The 17,773-nt window shown below is 61.5% G+C and carries 15 protein-coding genes; 8 read left to right on the top strand and 7 right to left on the bottom strand.

Translation table 11 applies throughout. The features are described 5' to 3' along the window. Positions 1 to 12 precede the first annotated feature (12 nt). From OC71_RS04175 to OC71_RS04145, 7 genes are all read left to right on the top strand, one after another. Positions 13 to 675 carry an amino acid ABC transporter permease gene (locus tag OC71_RS04175; RefSeq protein WP_003225455.1) on the top strand — a complete coding sequence of 221 codons (663 nt, stop codon included), beginning with the start codon at positions 13 to 15 and terminating at the stop codon, positions 673 to 675. 9 nt (positions 676 to 684) lie between these two features. Next, a complete protein-coding gene (locus OC71_RS04170; protein WP_041064595.1) occupies positions 685 to 1,347 on the top strand; it encodes an amino acid ABC transporter permease in 663 nt (220 codons plus the stop codon). Continuing rightward, positions 1,344 to 2,141 carry an amino acid ABC transporter ATP-binding protein gene (locus tag OC71_RS04165; RefSeq protein ID WP_041064592.1) on the top strand — a complete coding sequence of 266 codons (798 nt, stop codon included), beginning with the start codon at positions 1,344 to 1,346 and terminating at the stop codon, positions 2,139 to 2,141. The genes OC71_RS04170 and OC71_RS04165 overlap by 4 nt, the downstream gene beginning before the upstream one ends. Before the next feature lie 29 nt (positions 2,142 to 2,170). Next, a complete protein-coding gene (locus tag OC71_RS04160) occupies positions 2,171 to 2,560 on the top strand; it encodes a RidA family protein (RefSeq protein ID WP_007912330.1) in 390 nt (129 codons plus the stop codon). Positions 2,561 to 2,690: 130 nt separating this feature from the next. Beyond that, positions 2,691 to 3,455 carry an IclR family transcriptional regulator gene (locus OC71_RS04155; protein ID WP_041064579.1) on the top strand — a complete coding sequence of 255 codons (765 nt, stop codon included), beginning with the start codon at positions 2,691 to 2,693 and terminating at the stop codon, positions 3,453 to 3,455. A gap of 43 nt (positions 3,456 to 3,498) precedes the next feature. Then, the gene (locus OC71_RS04150; RefSeq protein WP_041064576.1) at positions 3,499 to 4,713 is read left to right on the top strand and encodes an amino acid deaminase; all 1,215 of its coding nucleotides are present in this window, start codon (positions 3,499 to 3,501) and stop codon (positions 4,711 to 4,713) included. A 139-nt stretch (positions 4,714 to 4,852) separates the two neighbouring features. Further along, complete coding sequence (locus OC71_RS04145; RefSeq protein ID WP_041064573.1) at positions 4,853 to 5,788, top strand: sugar kinase; 936 nt, start codon at positions 4,853 to 4,855, stop codon at positions 5,786 to 5,788. A 109-nt stretch (positions 5,789 to 5,897) separates the two neighbouring features. On the opposite strand, the gene OC71_RS04140 is transcribed toward OC71_RS04145, so the two are convergent. Together OC71_RS04140 and OC71_RS04135 are read right to left on the bottom strand one after the other, a co-directional pair. Beyond that, the gene (locus tag OC71_RS04140; RefSeq protein ID WP_003225447.1) at positions 5,898 to 6,173 is read right to left on the bottom strand and encodes a peptidylprolyl isomerase; all 276 of its coding nucleotides are present in this window, start codon (positions 6,171 to 6,173) and stop codon (positions 5,898 to 5,900) included. 39 nt (positions 6,174 to 6,212) lie between these two features. After that, positions 6,213 to 8,762: a PAS domain-containing sensor histidine kinase gene (locus OC71_RS04135; RefSeq protein ID WP_041064571.1), complete on the bottom strand. Its 2,550-nt coding sequence runs from the start codon at positions 8,760 to 8,762 to the stop codon at positions 6,213 to 6,215. A 133-nt stretch (positions 8,763 to 8,895) separates the two neighbouring features. On the opposite strand from OC71_RS04135, the gene OC71_RS04130 reads away from it, so the two are divergent. Then, complete coding sequence (locus OC71_RS04130) at positions 8,896 to 10,008, top strand: PilT/PilU family type 4a pilus ATPase (protein WP_041064568.1); 1,113 nt, start codon at positions 8,896 to 8,898, stop codon at positions 10,006 to 10,008. A 22-nt stretch (positions 10,009 to 10,030) separates the two neighbouring features. On the opposite strand, the gene OC71_RS04125 is transcribed toward OC71_RS04130, so the two are convergent. The 5 genes from OC71_RS04125 to OC71_RS04105 all read right to left on the bottom strand — a co-directional run bounded on the left by OC71_RS04125 (position 10,031) and on the right by OC71_RS04105 (position 17,769). Continuing rightward, positions 10,031 to 11,986 carry an acetoacetate--CoA ligase gene (locus OC71_RS04125; RefSeq protein ID WP_041064565.1) on the bottom strand — a complete coding sequence of 652 codons (1,956 nt, stop codon included), beginning with the start codon at positions 11,984 to 11,986 and terminating at the stop codon, positions 10,031 to 10,033. A gap of 167 nt (positions 11,987 to 12,153) precedes the next feature. Continuing rightward, positions 12,154 to 12,927 (bottom strand): 3-hydroxybutyrate dehydrogenase, encoded by a 774-nt coding sequence (gene hbdH, locus OC71_RS04120; protein WP_041064562.1) that lies wholly within the window; start codon positions 12,925 to 12,927, stop codon positions 12,154 to 12,156. A 7-nt stretch (positions 12,928 to 12,934) separates the two neighbouring features. Next, positions 12,935 to 14,326, bottom strand: coding sequence for a GntP family permease (locus OC71_RS04115; protein ID WP_027612663.1), 1,392 nt, complete (start codon positions 14,324 to 14,326; stop codon positions 12,935 to 12,937). A gap of 283 nt (positions 14,327 to 14,609) precedes the next feature. Continuing rightward, positions 14,610 to 16,025, bottom strand: a complete 1,416-nt coding sequence (locus tag OC71_RS04110; protein WP_041064559.1) for a sigma-54-dependent Fis family transcriptional regulator — start codon at positions 16,023 to 16,025, stop codon at positions 14,610 to 14,612. A 169-nt stretch (positions 16,026 to 16,194) separates the two neighbouring features. Next, complete coding sequence (locus tag OC71_RS04105; RefSeq protein ID WP_041064556.1) at positions 16,195 to 17,769, bottom strand: ABC transporter ATP-binding protein; 1,575 nt, start codon at positions 17,767 to 17,769, stop codon at positions 16,195 to 16,197. Positions 17,770 to 17,773: the final 4 nt, after the last annotated feature.

Genomic DNA, 17,773 nt, shown 5'->3' with positions numbered 1-17,773 from the left:
GTACTGCTGACCATGAACTATCAGTTGAACTTTGCTGCCGTGTGGCGCGATTTCGACACCTTGCTGGCGGGGCTCGGTCTGGGTCTTGAACTGGCGTTGGTGTCGATCGCCATCGGCTGCGTGATCGGCCTGCTGATGGCGTTTGCCTTGCTCTCGAAGCATCGCGCCTTGCGGGTGCTGGCCTCGGTGTACGTCACGGTGGTGCGTAATACACCGATTCTGGTGTTGATTCTGTTGATCTACTTTGCCTTACCGAGCCTGGGGATCCGTCTGGACAAGATCCCGTCGTTCATCATCACGTTGTCGCTGTATGCCGGTGCCTATCTGACCGAGGTGTTCCGTGGCGGTTTGCTGAGCATCCCCAAAGGCCAGCGCGAAGCGGGGCTGGCAATCGGTCTCGGTGAGTGGCAGGTCAAGGCTTACGTGACCGTGCCGGTCATGCTGCGCAACGTGTTGCCGGCGCTGTCGAACAACTTCATTTCGCTGTTCAAGGACACCTCGCTGGCCGCCGCGATTGCAGTGCCGGAGCTGACCTACTACGCGCGCAAGATCAACGTCGAAAGCTACCGGGTGATCGAAACCTGGCTGGTGACCACGGCGTTGTATGTCGCGGCCTGTTACCTCATTGCCATGCTGCTGCGTTACCTCGAGCAGCGTCTGGCAATCCGCCGATAGGAGGCTGCGATGTACGAATCCCCCAGTTGGTTGCATGAATTGTGGGTGGCACGCGAGACGTTGCTGCAAGGCTTCCTGACCAGTGTGCAGGTGTCGGCATTGGCGATTCTGTTCGGCACGCTGCTCGGGGTTGTCGCCGGTCTGGTGCTGACTTACGGCAAGTTCTGGATGCGCGCGCCGTTCCGTTTTTACGTTGACCTGATTCGCGGCACGCCGGTGTTTGTGTTGGTGCTGGCCTGCTTCTACATGGCGCCGGCGCTCGGTTGGCAGATCAGCGCGTTTCAGGCCGGTGCGCTGGGCCTCACGCTGTTTTGCGGCTCGCACGTTGCCGAGATCGTGCGCGGTGCCTTGCAGGCCTTGCCGCGTGGGCAGATGGAAGCGAGCAAAGCGATTGGCCTGACGTTCTATCAGTCCCTCGGTTATGTGTTGCTGCCACAAGCGCTGCGGCAGATCCTGCCGACCTGGGTCAACTCGTCCACCGAAATCGTCAAGGCTTCGACCTTGCTCTCGGTGATCGGCGTCGCCGAACTGCTGCTCAGCACCCAACAGATCATCGCCCGGACCTTCATGACTCTGGAGTTCTACCTGTTCGCCGGTTTTCTGTTCTTCGTCATCAACTACGGCATCGAATTACTCGGCCGGCACATTGAAAAGCGGGTGGCCCTGCCATGACTCAAGCTCAAGTTTCCAACGTTTCAAATGGCCAGCCGCTGCTGGACATCCGTGGCCTGCACAAGCAGTACGGTGCGGTCGAAGTGCTCAAAGGCGTCGACCTGAGCATGCAGCGCGGCAACGTCGTGACCCTGATCGGCTCCAGCGGTTCGGGCAAGACCACCTTGCTGCGCTGCGTGAACATGCTCGAAGAGTTCCAGGGCGGGCAGATCCTGCTCGACGGCGAATCCATTGGCTATGACGAGGTCGGCGGTAAACGTGTGCGTCACGCGGAAAAAGTCATCGCCCGCCATCGTGCGATGACCGGCATGGCCTTCCAGCAATTCAACCTGTTCCCGCATCTGACAGCCTTGCAGAACGTTACCCTCGGTCTGCTCAAGGTGAAGAAGATGCACAAGGACCAAGCCGTCGCGCTGGCCGAGAAATGGCTGGAGCGGGTCGGCCTGCTGGAGCGGCGCAATCACTTTCCCGGGCAGTTGTCCGGCGGTCAGCAACAGCGCGTGGCGATTGCCCGGGCGATTGCGATGAACCCGAGCCTGATGCTGTTCGACGAAGTCACCTCGGCCCTTGACCCGGAGCTGGTCGGTGAAGTGCTGAACGTGATCAAGGGGCTGGCCGAAGACGGCATGACCATGCTGCTGGTGACCCACGAAATGCGTTTCGCCTTCGAGGTCTCGGACAAGATCGTTTTCATGAATCAGGGGCGGATCGAAGAGCAGGGGCCTCCCAAGGAGCTGTTCGAACGCCCGCAATCACCGCGTCTGGCTGAGTTTCTCAAGAGCACGCGGTTCTAATTTTTGCTTTGTAATCAGGAGAAGTACCCATGAGCATTACTCGATACGGCACCGGCAGCACCGCCGCTGGCGGTCAGCCACGTCCCTTCGCGCGCGCCGTTGAAGCGGACGGCTGGCTGCACGTGTCCGGCCAGGTGCCGGCAGTGGACGGCGAGATCATCGTTGGCGGCATCGTCGAGCAGACCCACCAGACCATGAAAAACCTGATCGCGATTCTCGAAGAGGCCGGTTATGGCCTGGAGGATGTGGTGCGGGCCGGGGTGTGGCTGGACGATCCCCGGGATTTCAGCAGTTTCAACAAGGTTTTCGGCGAGTACTTCAAACCTGAACACGCCCCGGCGCGGGCCTGTGTGCAGGCGAGCATGATGGTCGATTGCAAGGTCGAGATCGATTGCATCGCGTACAAGAAAAAGGCCTGATTGTCGTCGGCTCTTGTAGGAGCTGCCGAAGGCTGCGATCTTTTGGCAATTTTGGATGCACCACGAAGGCAAGATCAAAAGATCGCAGCCTGCGGCAGCTCCTACAGAGGCATTTTGAGTGAGTACTGACATGACCGAAGACACCATCAAACGCCGGGCCCGTGGTCTGGACCGGGCGTTCGATATCCTCGATTTCCTCAAGGAGATCGGCCAGCCGCTGCGTCCGAATGACATCGCCAACGGTATCGGCAGCCCGAAATCCACGGTTTACGAACTGGTGGCGTCGCTGCTGGAACGACGGATTCTGGAGCCGGTGGGCAAGGACGGGCACGTCTATCTCGGTCGCCAGTTGTACTTCCTCGGGCAGGCGCACCTGCGCCATTTCGACCTCAGCCGCGAGGCCGATCATGCCTTGCAGGATATCGTCAGCCAGACCCGGGAAACCGCGCAGATGTGCCTGCTCAACGGGCGCAAATATACGGTGGCGTTGATGAAGGAGGGCGAGCGGCATTTCCGCATTTCGTCCGACATCGGCGAAAACGCGCCGATTCCGTGGACTGCATCCGGACGCCTGCTGCTGGCGCATTTGAGCGACCAGCAGATCATCGACCTGATCGACGAGGACGACTACATCCTGCCCGACGGCGAACGCCTGCCGCTGGAGCGCTTTCTGGCGGAAATTCGGCAGGCCGGGATCGACGGTTTCTTCTCCTTCGACAGCGTGGCCGACACCTTCACCCATTGCTTCGCCGCGCCGGTCAAAGACCCCAATGGTGTGGCCATCTGCACCCTGTGCATCGTCGCCCCACGGGCCGATGCGAAAAACAATTACGACGACTATCGCCGGGTGCTGATCGAGAGCGCCAACAGCCTCGCCCGGCGTATCAACGAATAACCGCGGCTGCCTGCGGCCGCGACTGAATGCGAGGAGTTTGACCATGACGACTGCCATCAATACCGCTGTGGAAAAGGGCGCCGCTGCCATTGGCGCGCACCTTGTGCGTGACGTCAGCCTGCCGGCGCTGGTGCTGCACCGCGAGGCGCTGGAGCACAACATTCGCTGGATGCAGAAGTTCGTCAGCGACAGCTGCGCCGAGCTCGCGCCCCACGGCAAAACCAGCATGACCCCGGCGCTGTTCCAGCGTCAGCTCGACGCCGGCGCGTGGGGTATCACCCTCGCCAGCGCGACCCAAACCCGCGCCGCGTATGCCCACGGCGTGCGGCGGGTGTTGATGGCCAACCAACTGGTCGGCACGCCGAACATGGCGCTGATTGCCGATCTGCTGGCAGACCCGGATTTCGATTTCTACTGCATGGTCGATCACCCGGACAACGTCGCCGATCTCGGCGCCTACTTCGCTTCGCGCGGCGTGAAGTTGAACGTGATGATCGAGTACGGCGTGGTCGGTGGCCGCTGCGGTTGCCGCAGCGAACAGGAAGTCATCGAACTGGCCCGGGCGATCAACGCGCAACCGGCGCTGGCCCTGACCGGCATCGAAGGTTACGAAGGGGTGATCCACGGCGATCACGCGGTCAGCGGCATTCGCGAATTTGCTGCGTCACTGGTGCGCCTGGCGGTGCAGTTGCAGGACAGCGGCGCGTTTGCCATTGCCAAGCCGATCATCACCGCCTCGGGTTCGGCGTGGTACGACCTGATCGCCGAGTCGTTCGAAGCGCAGAATGCGGGCGGCCGCTTCCTCAGCGTGCTGCGCCCGGGCAGTTACGTGGCGCATGACCACGGTATCTACAAGGAAGCGCAATGCTGCGTGCTGGATCGTCGCAGCGATCTGCACGAAGGCCTGCGTCCGGCGCTGGAAGTCTGGGCCCACGTGCAATCGCTGCCGGAACCGGGTTTCGCGGTGATCGCCCTCGGCAAGCGCGACGTGGCATTCGATGCCGGTTTGCCGGTGCCGTTGCTGCGTTACAAGGCCGGCGTTGTGCCGGCGGTCGGCGACGATGTCGGCGCGTGCAAGGTGACGGCGGTGATGGACCAGCATGCGTTCATGAGCGTGGCGCCGGGGGTTGAGTTGCGGGTCGGCGATATCATTTCCTTCGGCACCTCGCACCCGTGTCTGACCTTCGACAAGTGGCGGGTGGGGTTGCTGGTGGATGAGCAGTTGGCGGTGGTCGAGAACATGGAGACTTGTTTCTAAGGCTTGAGACCGCGTTGCGGCGATTCGCTGGCAAGCCAGCTCCCACAGGGATCTCATGAGCTGTGAAGATTGTGTGGGAGCTGGCTTGCCAGCGATGAGGCCGGATCAAACACCACCGAATCAGCAGAGACGCCACCCGATGACCACCCTCAGCCCCCTGGGCCCGAACACCCCGCGCATCGCCCTGATCGGCGAATGCATGATCGAACTCCAGCACCGCGCCGACGGCAGCCTGCAGCAAAGCTTCGGCGGCGATACCTTGAACACGGCGGTGTACCTGTCCCGCGCCCTCGGCGACAACGCTCAGGTCGATTACGTCACTGCGCTGGGCGATGACAGCTTCAGCGATGCCATGTGCCAGAGCTGGGCCGATGAAGGCATTGGCCTCGACATGGTGCAGCGTCTGCCCGGTCGTTTGCCGGGCCTGTACTGCATTCAGACCGACGCCAACGGCGAGCGACGTTTCCTCTACTGGCGCAATGAAGCGGCGGTGCGCGATTGCTTTACCACTCCGGCGGCGGAGCCGATTCTTGCAGCGCTGCCTGATTACGACGTGCTGTATTTCAGCGGTATCACCCTCGCGGTGCTTGGCGCCAAGGGCCGTGAGCGTTTGATCCAGACTCTTATCGAAGCCCGGCAGCGCGATGCGCGGATCGTCTTCGACAACAACTATCGGCCACGTTTGTGGGCGTCACAGGAAGAGGCGCGGGCGGCCTATCGCAGTGTGTTGCCGCATGTCGATCTGGCATTGCTGACCGTCGATGACGAGCAGGCACTGTTCCATTTTACCGATTGCGATGCGGTGTTCGAGGCGTACGCGCAGATCGGCACGCCGGAAGTGGTGCTCAAGCGCGGCGCCGAGGCATGTCTGATTCGTTGTGATGGCGAGGCGTTCGAAGTGCCGGCGCAGCAGGTCGATAAGGTTGTGGACACGACAGCGGCGGGGGATTCGTTCAGTGCGGCGTATCTGGCCAGGCGGTTGTCGGGTGGCAGTCCGGTGGAAGCGGCGCAGGCTGGGCATTTACTGGCGAGTCGGGTCATCCAGTTCCCGGGAGCGTTAATCTCTAAGGACTGACAACTATCCCTGTAGGAGCTGCCGAAGGCGGCGATCTTTTGATTTTGCTTTTTTAAGATCAAAAGATCGCAGCCTTCGGCAGCTCCTACAGGGAAACAGGGCAATCAGGTCAATCGCGGAAAAACACCTGCACCAGGTGATAGCCAAACTTGCTCTTGATCGGTCCGTGCACCGTGCGCAACGGTTTCTTGAAGATCACCGCATCAATCGCGCCGACCATCTGCCCCGGCCGCACTTCACCCAGATCGCCGCCGCGCTTGCCGGACGGGCAGGTCGAGTATTTCTTCGCCAGCACATCAAACGCTTCGCCCTTGGCAATGCGTTGTTTGAGCTGTTCGGCCTCTTCGGCGGTTTTCACCAGAATGTGGCGGGCTTGGGCTTTCATCGTGCGATACCTGTAACGGGGTGACGGCGGGGCGCGGGATTATGCCTCAAGTGACGGCGTTTGGTTGATCATCTCGCGGATCTTGTTCGCCAGCACTTCAATCGAAAACGGCTTGGCCACCATGTCCATGCCGTCCTCGAGAAAACCCTGACGCTCCGCAGCTTTCTGCGCATAACCGGTCATGAACAGCACCTTCAGTCCCGGGCGATGCTGGCGGGCGATTTCCGCCAGTTGCCGGCCGTTCATCCCCGGCAGGCCGACGTCGGTCACCAGCAGATCCACACGTAGCTCCGATTCCAGTAACGGCAGGGCGGCGCTGGCGTCGGCCGCTTCGTGGGCGAGGTAACCCAGCTCCTTGAGCAGGTCGAGCACCAGCATGCGCACCGCCGGGTCATCTTCGACCACGACCACGGTTTCGCCGCAAGTGGCCGTCGGCGCTGCACTGAGGGTTTCCACGACTGGCCGTTCGGGCTCCAGCAGGTTCAGGCGCGGCAAGTACAGGCGCACACAGGTGCCCTGGTTCGGCAGGCTGTCGAGGCTGACATGGCCGCCCGATTGCTGGGCGAAACCATAAATCATCGACAGTCCGAGCCCGGTGCCCTGGCCGATCGGTTTGGTGGTGAAGAACGGATCGAAGGCCTTGGCGCGCACTGATGGCGTCATGCCGGTGCCGTTGTCGCTGACCGCCAGCATCAGGTAGTCGCCGGCCTTGACCGGTTCGAGGGTGGTGATGTCGTTGCCGTCGAGATAGACGTTGGCGGTTTCGATCAGTAACTCGCCACCGTCGGGCATGGCGTCGCGGGCGTTGATCACGAGGTTGAGCAGGGCGTTTTCCAGTTGGCTGACGTCGGTGCTGATCGGCCACACATCGTCGGCCAGGCGCAGCGTGAGTTCGATCGGGTCGCCCTTGGTGCGGCGGATCAAATCTTCCAGCGAATGAATCAGTTCGTTGACGTTGAGGGGCTTGCGGTCCAGCGACTGCCGACAGGAGAACGCCAGCAGGCGATGAGTCAGCGCCGCTGCACGGTTGGCCGACGACACCGCCGCTTCGGTGAAGCGCCCGATTTCATCGGCGCGACCGTCGGCGATGTAGCGTTGCATCAGGTCGAGGCTGCCGATGATCCCGGTGAGCATGTTGTTGAAGTCATGGGCGATACCGCCGGTGAGCTGGCCGACCGCTTCCATTTTCTGCGCATGGCGCAACGCATCTTCGGCGCGCTCGCGTTCGAACATCTCGTTCTGCAGGCGCTGATTGGCCTGGGCCAGTTGTTCGGTACGGGCGCTGACCCGCTCTTCGAGGGTTTCATTGAGATTGCGCAGGGCTTCTTCGGTTTTTTTTCGTTCGGATTCGTCGATCACGAAAATATAAAAACCGTTGACTGAGCCGTCGGCGCCGTGGCGCGGCAGGTAATTCATCAGCGCATGGCGGTTGCTGCCGTCGCGATGCGGGGTATACAGGCTGAACGAGCAGGGACGCCCGGCCAGCGCCTCGGCGATGTACGGCGCGCGCAGGAAGTAGGCTTCTTCGCCGATCACTTCGCGAATGGTGCGGCCATACAATTCCTGAGGTGTGAGGCCGTACCAGTCCAGATACGCGGCGTTGTTCAAGCGGAAGCGCTCTTCGTGGTCGACGTAACTGATGAGGATCGGCATCGCATTGATGATCAGCTGCAATTCGGTCTGGCTCTGACGCAGCGCCTGCTCGGTGTGCTTGCGCTCGGTCAGGTCCAGCGCGGCGCCGAGGAAACGCACGGGTCGCCCGTGGTGATCCTTGTAACAGCGACCACGGGCAAACACCCAGCGCAGTTCGCCATCGGCTTTGAGCAGCCTGTATTCCTCGGCGTATTCGGTACCGTGGGTGATGCAATGCTTGATGCTGCGGGCGATCAACGCGCGGTCTTCGGGGTGCACCCCTTGCAGGTAATCGCTGATCGGCAGCTGACTGGCCAGCGCCGGATCGATGCCGTGCAGTTGGGCGAAGTGGGCATCGGCGATGAAGCGGTCTTCACCGATGTCCCAGTCCCAGGTGCCGACTGCATCGGTAGCGGCCAGCGCCAGTTGCAGGCGCTCCTCGGTGTCGTGCTGGGCCTTGAGGCTTTCTTCGGAACGACGTTGCAGTTCAAGGGCAATGCGCCGGCGCTCGTTGGTTTCGATGGCCGTGACCAGAATTCCGGCCACTTGCGCATCTTCATCGCGGATGGGGCTGTAAGTCAGGTCCAGCCAGAAGTCGGACTCCTTGCCTTCGCGTTGCAGGGTAAATCGCCGTTCGCTGTAGGTGCGCACCTGGCCTTGTAGGACGGCTCGATAAATCGGGTCGGTAAAGTCCTGAAGTTCTGGCCATATCAGGTGCGCCGGCTGTCCGAAAGCGTGCGGATGCTTGCTGCCGGCGAGCATCGCGAAGCCGTTGTTGTAGATCTGCGTGAGCTGCGGCCCCCACAACAGCAGCATCGGCATCGGCGAGTGAATCACTATATCCACCGCGGTGCGCAGGCTTTGCGGCCAGGTGCCGGCGGCGCCCAGCGGAGTGCGGCTCCAGTCGATACGGGCGATCAGGGCTTGGGCGTCATCGGGGGTGGGTGCTGCGTTCATCACATCTATCCTGAGCGTCGGTCAGTGCGTTGGCATCTACTATTCTTGCACTTGCGGTAGACGCTGTATGACCCGTTACGTCACGACAGCGGGTCATTTCTGTTCATTGAATGCTTCGCGGGTGCTTATTGCCATGGAAATCGATGCACTGTTGCTCCGTCTGTCGAGCCAGCACGGCTCGGATCTGTTTCTGTCCACGGGAGCGCCACCCAGTGCGCGTATCGATGGCGTGCTGACGCCGTTCAGCGAGCGGCCATTCAAACCCGGTGAGGTCGAGGCCATCGCCAACTCCCTGATGGACGCCGAGCAGCGGCGTGAGTTCGATCGGGAACTGGAAATGAACCTGGCAATTTCCCGCACCGGTGTCGGACGTTTTCGCCTGAACATCTTCAAGCAACGCAACGATGTGTCAATCGTGATCCGCAACGTCAAACTCGATATCCCGCGCTTCGAAGACCTCAAACTGCCGCCGGTGCTGCTGGATGCAGTGATGCTCAAACAAGGGCTGATCCTGTTCATTGGCGCCACCGACTCCGGCAAGTCGACCTCGCTGGCCGCACTGATCGACCATCGCAATCGCCACAGCAGCGGGCACATCATCACCATCGAAGACCCGGTGGAGTATATCCATCGACACAAGCGCTCGATCATCAATCAACGCGAAGTCGGCGTCGATACCCGCAGTTTCCATGCGGCGCTGAAAAACACCCTGCGCCAGGCCCCGGACGTGGTGCTGATCGGTGAAATCCGTGACCGCGAAACCATGGAACATGCGCTGACGTTCGCCGATACCGGGCATCTGGTGTTGTCGACGTTGCATGCGCACAACGCCAATCAGGCGCTGGACCGCATCGTCAATCTGTTCCCCGAAGAGCGCCGCCCGCAGTTGCTGCATGCGCTGGGCAACAATCTCAAGGCGTTCGTCTCGCAACGGCTGGTGCGCACATTGGACGGTCAGCGCCGCGCAGCGGTCGAAGTGATGCTCGGCACGCCGACCATTGCCGACCTGATCCGCCGCAACGAGTTGGGCGAACTCAAAGGCATCATGGAGAAGTCCGGCGAGGTCGGCATGCAGACCTTCGACGCGGCGCTGTATGCGCTGGTGGTGGAGGGCGTGATCAGTGAAGACGAAGCGCTCAAGCATGCCGATTCACAAAACAATCTGCGCCTGCGTTTGAAACTGCATGCCGAAGCGGGCCCGGCGCCCGCGTCTTCATCATCAGGCGATTGGGGCTTGATGGATTAACACCTCACCCCTGTGGGAGCGTTTAGTCCGACAGCTCCGGGCGATTGCGAAACTGCTCCAGCGCTTCAGGATTAGCCAACGCATCGGTATTTTTCACCGGCTCGCCATGCACCACATTGCGCACCGCGAGTTCCACCACTTTGCCACTGATGGTGCGCGGAATATCGCTCACAGCAACGATCTTCGCCGGCACATGACGCGGTGTGGTGTTGGCGCGGATCACCTGGCGGATCTGTTGTTGCAGGTCGTCATCGAGCGTCACGCCCGCCTGCAAACGCACAAACAGCACCACGCGCACATCGTCCTGCCATTGCTGCCCGATCGCCACGCTGTCCAGCACCTGCGGGACCTTCTCGACCTGGCGATAGATTTCCGCCGTGCCGATGCGCACGCCGCCGGGGTTGAGCACGGCGTCGGAGCGGCCATGGATCAGCATCCCGCCGTGGGGCAATTGTTCGGCGTAATCGCCCTGGGCCCAGACGCCGGGGAACAGGCTGAAATAGGATTTGCGCAGCTTTTCGCCGTCTGGGTCGTGCCACAGGCCGACGGGCATCGCCGGGAAGTGCCGAGTGCAGACCAGCTCGCCTTTTTCGCCGATCACGGCAACGCCGGCGTCGTTCCACACCTCAACCGCCATGCCCAGGCTCTTGCCCATGATTTCGCCGCGGCGCACCGCCGACAGCGGATTACCGTTGACGAAGCACGACACCACATCGGTGCCGCCGGACATCGATGCCAGGCACACGTCGCGCTTGAAGTCGCGGTAGACGAAATCGTAGCTTTGCGGCGACAGCGCGGAGCCGGTGCAGAGCAGCGTTTTGAGACTGCTCAGATCATGGCTGTGCGCAGGCTTGATGCCGCTGCTTTCCAGTGTCGCGAGAAACTTGGGGCTGGTGCCGAACACGCTGATGCGCTCATCGTCGATCAGATCCAGCAGTCGCTCATGGCCGGGGTGAAACGGCGAGCCGTCATACAGCACCACCGCGCTGCCGACCGCGAGGGCCGAGACCAGCCAGTTCCACATCATCCAGCCGCAAGTGGTGTAGTAGAACAAGCGGTCACCGGGGCCGAGATCGACGTGCAGCCCATGCTCCTTGGCATGTTGTAGCAGCACGCCGCCGGTGCTGTGCACGATGCATTTGGGGACGCCGGTGGTGCCGCTGGAATACAGCACGTACAACGGATGATTGAACGGCACCGGGACAAACCGCGGGTCGCCGCCGGGTTGGTAGAAATCGTTCCACAACGTCACGTTGGCACGGGTGTGGAAATCCTCGGCACGGGCCTGCGCGCGAGCGTAGGGCACGATGATCAATTGCTGCAGCGATGGCAGTTGCGCGAGGATTTCGTTGACCTTGGTGGTTTGATCAATGTTTTTGCCGGCGTAACGGTAGCCGGCGCATGTGATCAACACTTTGGGTTCGATCTGGCCGAAACGGTCGATCACGCCGTGGGTGCCGAAGTCTGGCGACGAGCACGACCAGATCGCCCCGAGGCTGGTGGTCGCGAGCATCGCTACCAGGGTCTGCCAGGTGTTGGGCATGCACGCGGCCACCCGGTCGCCGAGGCCAACACCGGCGGCTTGCAGGCTGGCCTGAAAACCGGCGACGTGTTCGGCCAGTTCGGCCCAAGTCAATTGCTCGCGCTGACCGTTTTCCGCCACGGCGATCACCGCGACCGCATCGTCACGACGGCGCAGCAAGTGTTCGGCAAAGTTCAGGGTCGCGCCGGGAAACCATTCGGCACTGGGCATCTGCGGGCCTTCACGCAGGATAGCGTCGGGTTGGGTGTGAAAGCGGATATCGAAGAAGTCGACGATCGCCTGCCAGAACGCTTCGCGCTGATCCACGCTCCAGCGGTGCAGGTCGGTGTAGCTGCTCAGTGCCAGGCCATGACGCTGATTGATATCGCGGCGGAACTGATCCATGCGCGATTGGGCGATACGCTCGGCATCGGGTTGCCAGAGGAGGTCGGACATTGGTTTGCCTCTTGTTTTGTTGTTCAAGCACACAGGTCAGCGTGCAGCACTTAATTCTGTGGCGAGGGAGCTTGCTCCCGATCGGCTGCGCAGCAGTCGTAAATTCTCGGGGGCGGCTTCGCCACCCAGCGGGAGCAAGCTCCCTCGCCACAGGCGGCTTGCGTCGTTTACTGCGCCAACCACCCCCCATCAATATTCCACGCAGCTCCCCGCACCTGGCTGCCAGCCTCGCTGCACAGAAACAACACCAGTTCCCCCAGATGCTGCGGTGTGACGAACTCCAGCGACGGCTGTTTCTCCGCCAGCAAATCATGCTGCGCCTGCTGCGGATCGACCCCTTTGGCAGCGCGATCATCGATCTGCTTCTGCACCAGCGGCGTCAACACCCAGCCGGGGCAGATCGCGTTGCAGGTGACGTTGCTGGTGGCTGTCTCGAGGCCAACCACTTTGGTCAAACCAATCACCCCATGCTTGGCCGCCACATACGCAGCCTTGCCGGTCGAGCCGACCTGACCGTGTACCGAGGCAATGTTGACGATCCGCCCCCAACCCTTGGTGCGCATGCCCGGCAGGCTGAGGCGGGTGCTGTGAAACACCGAGGACAAGTTGATCGCGATGATTGAATCCCAGCGCTCCACCGGAAACTCCTCCACGGCCGCCACGTGCTGAATCCCGGCGTTGTTGACCAGAATGTCGACGCCGCCGAATTCGCGTTCGGCGTAAGCGATCATGTCGGCAATCTGCGCCGGATCGCTGACGTCCGCCGGGTGGTGACCGACCTTGCCGCCGAACTGGCCGACCTCGGCGATCACGCTCGACGCATCACCGAAACCGTTGAGAATCAGGTTGGCGCCGGCCTTGGCCAGGCTCAGGGCGATGCCCAGACCGATGCCGCTGGTGGAACCGGTAACCAGTGCAGTCTTGCCCGAAAGAGTCGTCATGAATACCTCACACAATGCCAGTGGCGTAGAAAGTACCGATCACTACGAAGACCGCCAGGGTCTTGATCAGCGTAATACAGAAAATGTCTTTGTAGGCTTCGCGGTGGGTCAGGCCAGTGACCGCCAGCAAGGTGATCACCGCGCCGTTGTGCGGCAGGGTGTCCATGCCGCCGCTGGCCATCGCGGCCACGCGGTGCAGCACTTCCAGCGGAATGTTCGCCGCGTGCGCCGCGGCGATGAACTGCTCGGACATCGCCGCCAGCGCGATACTCATGCCACCCGACGCCGACCCGGTGATGCCCGCCAACAGGGTCACGGTGATCGCTTCGTTGACCAGTGGATTGGGGATTTGCTTGAGCCAGTCGGCCAGCACCAGAAAGCCCGGCAACGAGGCGATTACCGCACCGAAACCGTATTCCGAGGCGGTGTTCATCGCTGCCAGCAACGCGCCGCTGACCGCACTTTTGCTGCCTTCGGCGAGTTTGCTGCGGATCGCCTTGAAGCCGAACACCAGCACCATCAGGATGCCGATCAGCAATGCCGCCTGCACCGCCCAGATTGCGGTGAGCTTGGCGATTTCCGTGGTTACCGGTGTGGCCATGCCGGGCAGCGCGAGGCTGTGGGTCTTGCCGTACCACTGCGGAATCCACTGGGTGAACAGCAGGTTCATGATGCCCACCGCCAGCAGCGGTGAGAGGGCGATCCAAGGGTTCGGCAGTTTCAGGTCTTCGGCGGTTTCCGGTTCGTTACGCAGTTCGGTGCCATAGCCTTCACCGGCGCGCTGGGCCTTGTTGCGTTGGCGCTGCAGGAACAGCATGCCGGCGCAGAACACGAAAATCGTGCCGATCACTCCCAGCCACGGCGCGGCCCATGCGGTGGTGTTGAAGAACGTGCTGGGAATGATGTTCTGAATCTGCGGCGTACCGGGCAGGGCGTCCATGGTGAACGAGAACGCGCCAAGGGCGATGGTCGCCGGGATCAGGCGCTTGGGGATGTTGCTCTGACGGAACATCTCGGCGGCAAACGGATACACCGCAAACACCACCACGAACAACGACACGCCGCCGTAGGTGAGCAGGGCGCAGACCAGCACGATCACCAGCATCGCCTGACGGGTGCCGAGCAAGCGAATCGCTGCGGCCACGATCGAACGCGAGAACCCCGACAACTCGATCAACTTGCCGAACACGGCGCCGAGCAGGAATACCGGGAAATACAGTTTGATGAAACCGACCATTTTCTCCATGAATACCCCGGTGAAGGCAGGGGCGACGGCGGAGGGGTCGGTGAGCAGGACAGCGCCGAGGGCGGCAATCGGGGCGAAGAGGATGACGCTGTAGCCACGGTACGCGGCGAGCATCAGCAGCGCGAGGGCTGCCAAGGCAATGATCACACTCATGGAGTGTCTCCAGGGATTGTTATTTTTGTGGGTGTTGCGGGTGCAGGAGAGGCTTTAGCGAGATCTGTGCCAGATATTCAACTTGTTGAAATATAAGGGTTTTATCGGGTTTTGCGATCAGCTGTTAGAGACGAAGTCTCGATAGTGAGACTTTTTAGAGGCGAAAAGATCGCAGCCTTCGGCAGCTCCTACATGGGATTTCCGTATCAACCCTGTAGGAGCTGCCGAAGGCTGCGATCTTTTGATCTTGAAGTAAATGTCTCGCTAGCGAGACTAAATCTCTTTATTGAGACTCGGCGATGCCCAAGGCCAGCATCTTCTTATACAGCGTCGACCGCCCCAGCCCCAGCCGAGCCGCCGCCTCCGGCACCTTGCCCGCACATTGCGCGAGTGCCGACTGGATCAACTGCCGGTCAAACCGCTGCCGCGCCTGGGCAAAAGTCTCTTCCGCCAACGGCTCCAACGTCGGCACCGATGGGCGCTCAACCGGAGTAAAGGCGCCAATGGCCGCGCGAATATCCTGTTCGGTGAGGATCAGGTCATCGCTGAGCAGCGCCGCGCGTTCCAGCACGTTGCGCAACTCGCGGATGTTGCCCGGCCACGCATGTTGCCCGAGCAGATCCAGCGCTGTACGGCTTAGCTCGTGCTGGCTGCGCAACTCTTCAAGGATCGCTTCGCTGAGCGCCGGCAAGTCATCGAGACGCTCGCGCAGCGGCGGAACCTGGATCGGCAGCACGTTGAGGCGGTAATACAGGTCGGCGCGGAACTCACCGCGCTTGATCGCCGCTTGCAGATCGGTCGACGTCGCCGCGATCACCCGTACATCGCTCTGGATCACGTCGTTGGAGCCAACCGGTTCGAATTCCTTTTCCTGCAACACCCGCAGCAGTTTGCTTTGCAGCGGCAACGGCATGTCGCCAATCTCGTCGAGAAACAGCGTCCCGCCCTGAGCAATCTGCAACTTGCCGGTACGCCCCTTGCGATCAGCGCCGGTAAACGCGCCAGGCGCAGTGCCGAAGAACTCGGCTTCCAGCAGCGCTTCGGGAATCGCCGCGCTGTTGATGCTGACGAACGCCTTGTGCGCCCGGGGCGAAGCGCTGTGAATCGCTTGAGCCAGCAACTCCTTGCCGGTGCCGGTCTCACCGAGCAGCAACACCGGGGATTCGGTGCTGGCACTGCGGCGGGCGCGGCGTTTGACGTCGAGGCTGGCGCTGCTGGTGCCGATGAAATGGGCGAAGTTGTATTTGGTCTGCCGGGCCCGCAGCAGCGAGCGGGTCGAGGCCAGCTCTTCCTGCATGCTCAGGTAGCGCTTGAGCATCGGCGACAGCGTGCGCAACTCATCGAACAGGGCAAAACCGATAGCGCCAATCACCGCGCCGGCGTCGTCGTGGATCGGCAGGCGCATGACCACCAACGGCTCTTTTGGCGTGTCCTGCATGTCCAGCAGAATGGGGCGGCCGGTACGCACCACTTCACGCAGCAGGCTGCCGGGGATCACGCTTTCGCAGGGTTTGCCGATGGCTTTTTTTGCCGACTCCAGCCCAAAACGCCGGGCATAGCGCTCGTTCATCCAGACGATGTTGGCATCGCGATCGACAATCACCGTGCCCTCGCTGGACTGCTCGATGATCTCGAACAGCGAGCGGATCGCCAGCGTGCGCACGCGTTGGTAGTCCTTGAGGCTTTCGGTGGTGTTCATGGGTTGGCGGATCCGGAATTTGGGTTGTCTGTTCGGGCCTCTTCGCTGGCAAGCCAGCTCCCACAGGTTTCTCTGGGGTACCCCATATTTGGGTACAACCCGAATCACTGTGGGAGCTGGCTTGCCAGCGAATGTTGCGACCCGGTATCAGGGCAAGCGCCGATTATGCCTACCCCGGATGCGCCGCTGCCAACAGCTCTTTGGTGTAAGGATGCTGCGGTGAGTCGAACACATCATGGCTGGCACCGCGCTCAACCACTTTGCCGTCCTTGATCACGATCATGTCATGCGCCAGCGCCCGCACCACCGCCAGGTCGTGGCTGATGAACAGGTAGGTCAGACCGTGTTTTTCCTGAAGGTCGCGGAGCAGGGCGACCACTTGTTTCTGCACGGTACGATCAAGGGCCGAGGTCGGCTCGTCGAGCAGGATCAGCGCCGGTTTCAGCACCAGCGCCCGGGCGATGGCGATGCGCTGGCGCTGACCGCCGGAAAATTCGTGCGGATAGCGATGACGGCTTTCCGGATCGAGACCTACTTCCTTGAGCACGCGGATCACCTGTGCATCGCACTCATCGGCGCTGGACTGGCAATGCACCTCCAGCCCTTCGCTGATGATTTGCGCCACCGACATCCGTGGACTTAGGCTGCCGAACGGGTCCTGGAACACCACCTGCATTTGCCGGCGCCACGGCCGCAATTGCTTCTGATCGAGGCCATCAAGGGCGGTGCCCTGAAAACGGATACTGCCCTCGGAGTCGAGCAGCCGCAGAATCGCCTGGCCCAGGGTCGATTTACCCGAACCGGATTCGCCGACAATGCCCAGGGTCTTGCCGCGCTGGATATTCAGGCTGATGCCGTCCACTGCACGCAGGTATTGCTTACGCTGGAACAGGCCGCCACCGACGATGAACTCGACCCGCAGATCATCGACTTCCAGCACGTTCTCGCGTTCGTCCCGGGGCAGGGCTTCGCCTTCCGGCTCGGCGTTGAGCAACACACAGCTGTAAGGATGCTTTGGCTCGGTAAACAGGGTTTCGCACGGCGCCTGCTCGACGATTTCACCCGCCTTCATCACGCACACCCGTTGCGCGATGCTGCGTACCAGATTCAGGTCGTGACTGATCAACAGCAGCGACATGCCCAGACGTTGTTGCAAGGATTTGAGCAGCAGCAGGATCTTGCGCTGCACCGTCACATCCAGCGCGGTGGTTGGCTCGTCGGCAATCAGCAGTTCCGGCTCGCAGGCCAGGGCCATGGCGATCATCACCCGTTGCCGCTGGCCGCCGGACAGTTGATGCGGATAGGCCTTGAGGCGCTCTTTGGGCTTTTGAATGCCCACCAGTTCCAGCAGTTCAAGGATGCGCTGTTGCGCCGCTTTACCGCCCAGACCGCGATGCACCAGCAGCGTTTCGCCGATCTGCTTTTCAATGGTGTGCAGCGGGTTGAGCGAGGTCATCGGTTCCTGGAAGATCATTGCGATGCGGTTGCCGCGCAGTTCCCGCAGCACCTTCGGATCGGCACCGAGCAGTTCCTGGCCGCGATAGCGAATGCTGCCTGTGGTTTGCGCATCACTTTCGGGGAGCAATTGCAGAATCGAATGTGCGGTCACCGACTTGCCAGAACCCGACTCCCCGACCAGCGCCAGACATTCACCGGGACGGATGTCCAGGCACAGGTTGCGCACCGCCGGCTGGCCATGGAAGGCGACATTGAGGTCACGGATTTCGATCAGGTTATCAGTCATGGTC

It is taken from the genome of Pseudomonas sp. W15Feb9B (assembly GCF_000828175.1).
Classification (GTDB): Bacteria; Pseudomonadota; Gammaproteobacteria; order Pseudomonadales; family Pseudomonadaceae; genus Aquipseudomonas; species Aquipseudomonas parakoreensis.
Note: the sequence above shows the minus strand (reverse complement) of the source record. Positions and strands in the feature narration are given on the sequence as shown.

Bases quoted from the DNA above. Each gene is read 5' to 3' on its own strand.
- OC71_RS04150 (WP_041064576.1), top strand. From the start codon at position 3,499: ATGACGACTGCCATCAATACCGCTGTGGAAAAGGGCGCCGCTGCCATT.
- OC71_RS04135 (WP_041064571.1), bottom strand. From the start codon at position 8,762: ATGAACGCAGCACCCACCCCCGATGACGCCCAAGCCCTGATCGCCCGT.
- OC71_RS04145 (WP_041064573.1), top strand. From the start codon at position 4,853: ATGACCACCCTCAGCCCCCTGGGCCCGAACACCCCGCGCATCGCCCTG.
- OC71_RS04155 (WP_041064579.1), top strand. From the start codon at position 2,691: ATGACCGAAGACACCATCAAACGCCGGGCCCGTGGTCTGGACCGGGCG.
- OC71_RS04165 (WP_041064592.1), top strand. From the start codon at position 1,344: ATGACTCAAGCTCAAGTTTCCAACGTTTCAAATGGCCAGCCGCTGCTG.
- OC71_RS04170 (WP_041064595.1), top strand. From the start codon at position 685: ATGTACGAATCCCCCAGTTGGTTGCATGAATTGTGGGTGGCACGCGAG.
- OC71_RS04105 (WP_041064556.1), bottom strand. From the start codon at position 17,769: ATGACTGATAACCTGATCGAAATCCGTGACCTCAATGTCGCCTTCCAT.
- OC71_RS04160 (WP_007912330.1), top strand. From the start codon at position 2,171: ATGAGCATTACTCGATACGGCACCGGCAGCACCGCCGCTGGCGGTCAG.
- OC71_RS04130 (WP_041064568.1), top strand. From the start codon at position 8,896: ATGGAAATCGATGCACTGTTGCTCCGTCTGTCGAGCCAGCACGGCTCG.
- OC71_RS04125 (WP_041064565.1), bottom strand. From the start codon at position 11,986: ATGTCCGACCTCCTCTGGCAACCCGATGCCGAGCGTATCGCCCAATCG.
- OC71_RS04140 (WP_003225447.1), bottom strand. From the start codon at position 6,173: ATGAAAGCCCAAGCCCGCCACATTCTGGTGAAAACCGCCGAAGAGGCC.
- OC71_RS04110 (WP_041064559.1), bottom strand. From the start codon at position 16,025: ATGAACACCACCGAAAGCCTCAAGGACTACCAACGCGTGCGCACGCTG.
- OC71_RS04175 (WP_003225455.1), top strand. From the start codon at position 13: ATGAACTATCAGTTGAACTTTGCTGCCGTGTGGCGCGATTTCGACACC.
- OC71_RS04115 (WP_027612663.1), bottom strand. From the start codon at position 14,326: ATGAGTGTGATCATTGCCTTGGCAGCCCTCGCGCTGCTGATGCTCGCC.
- hbdH (WP_041064562.1), bottom strand. From the start codon at position 12,927: ATGACGACTCTTTCGGGCAAGACTGCACTGGTTACCGGTTCCACCAGC.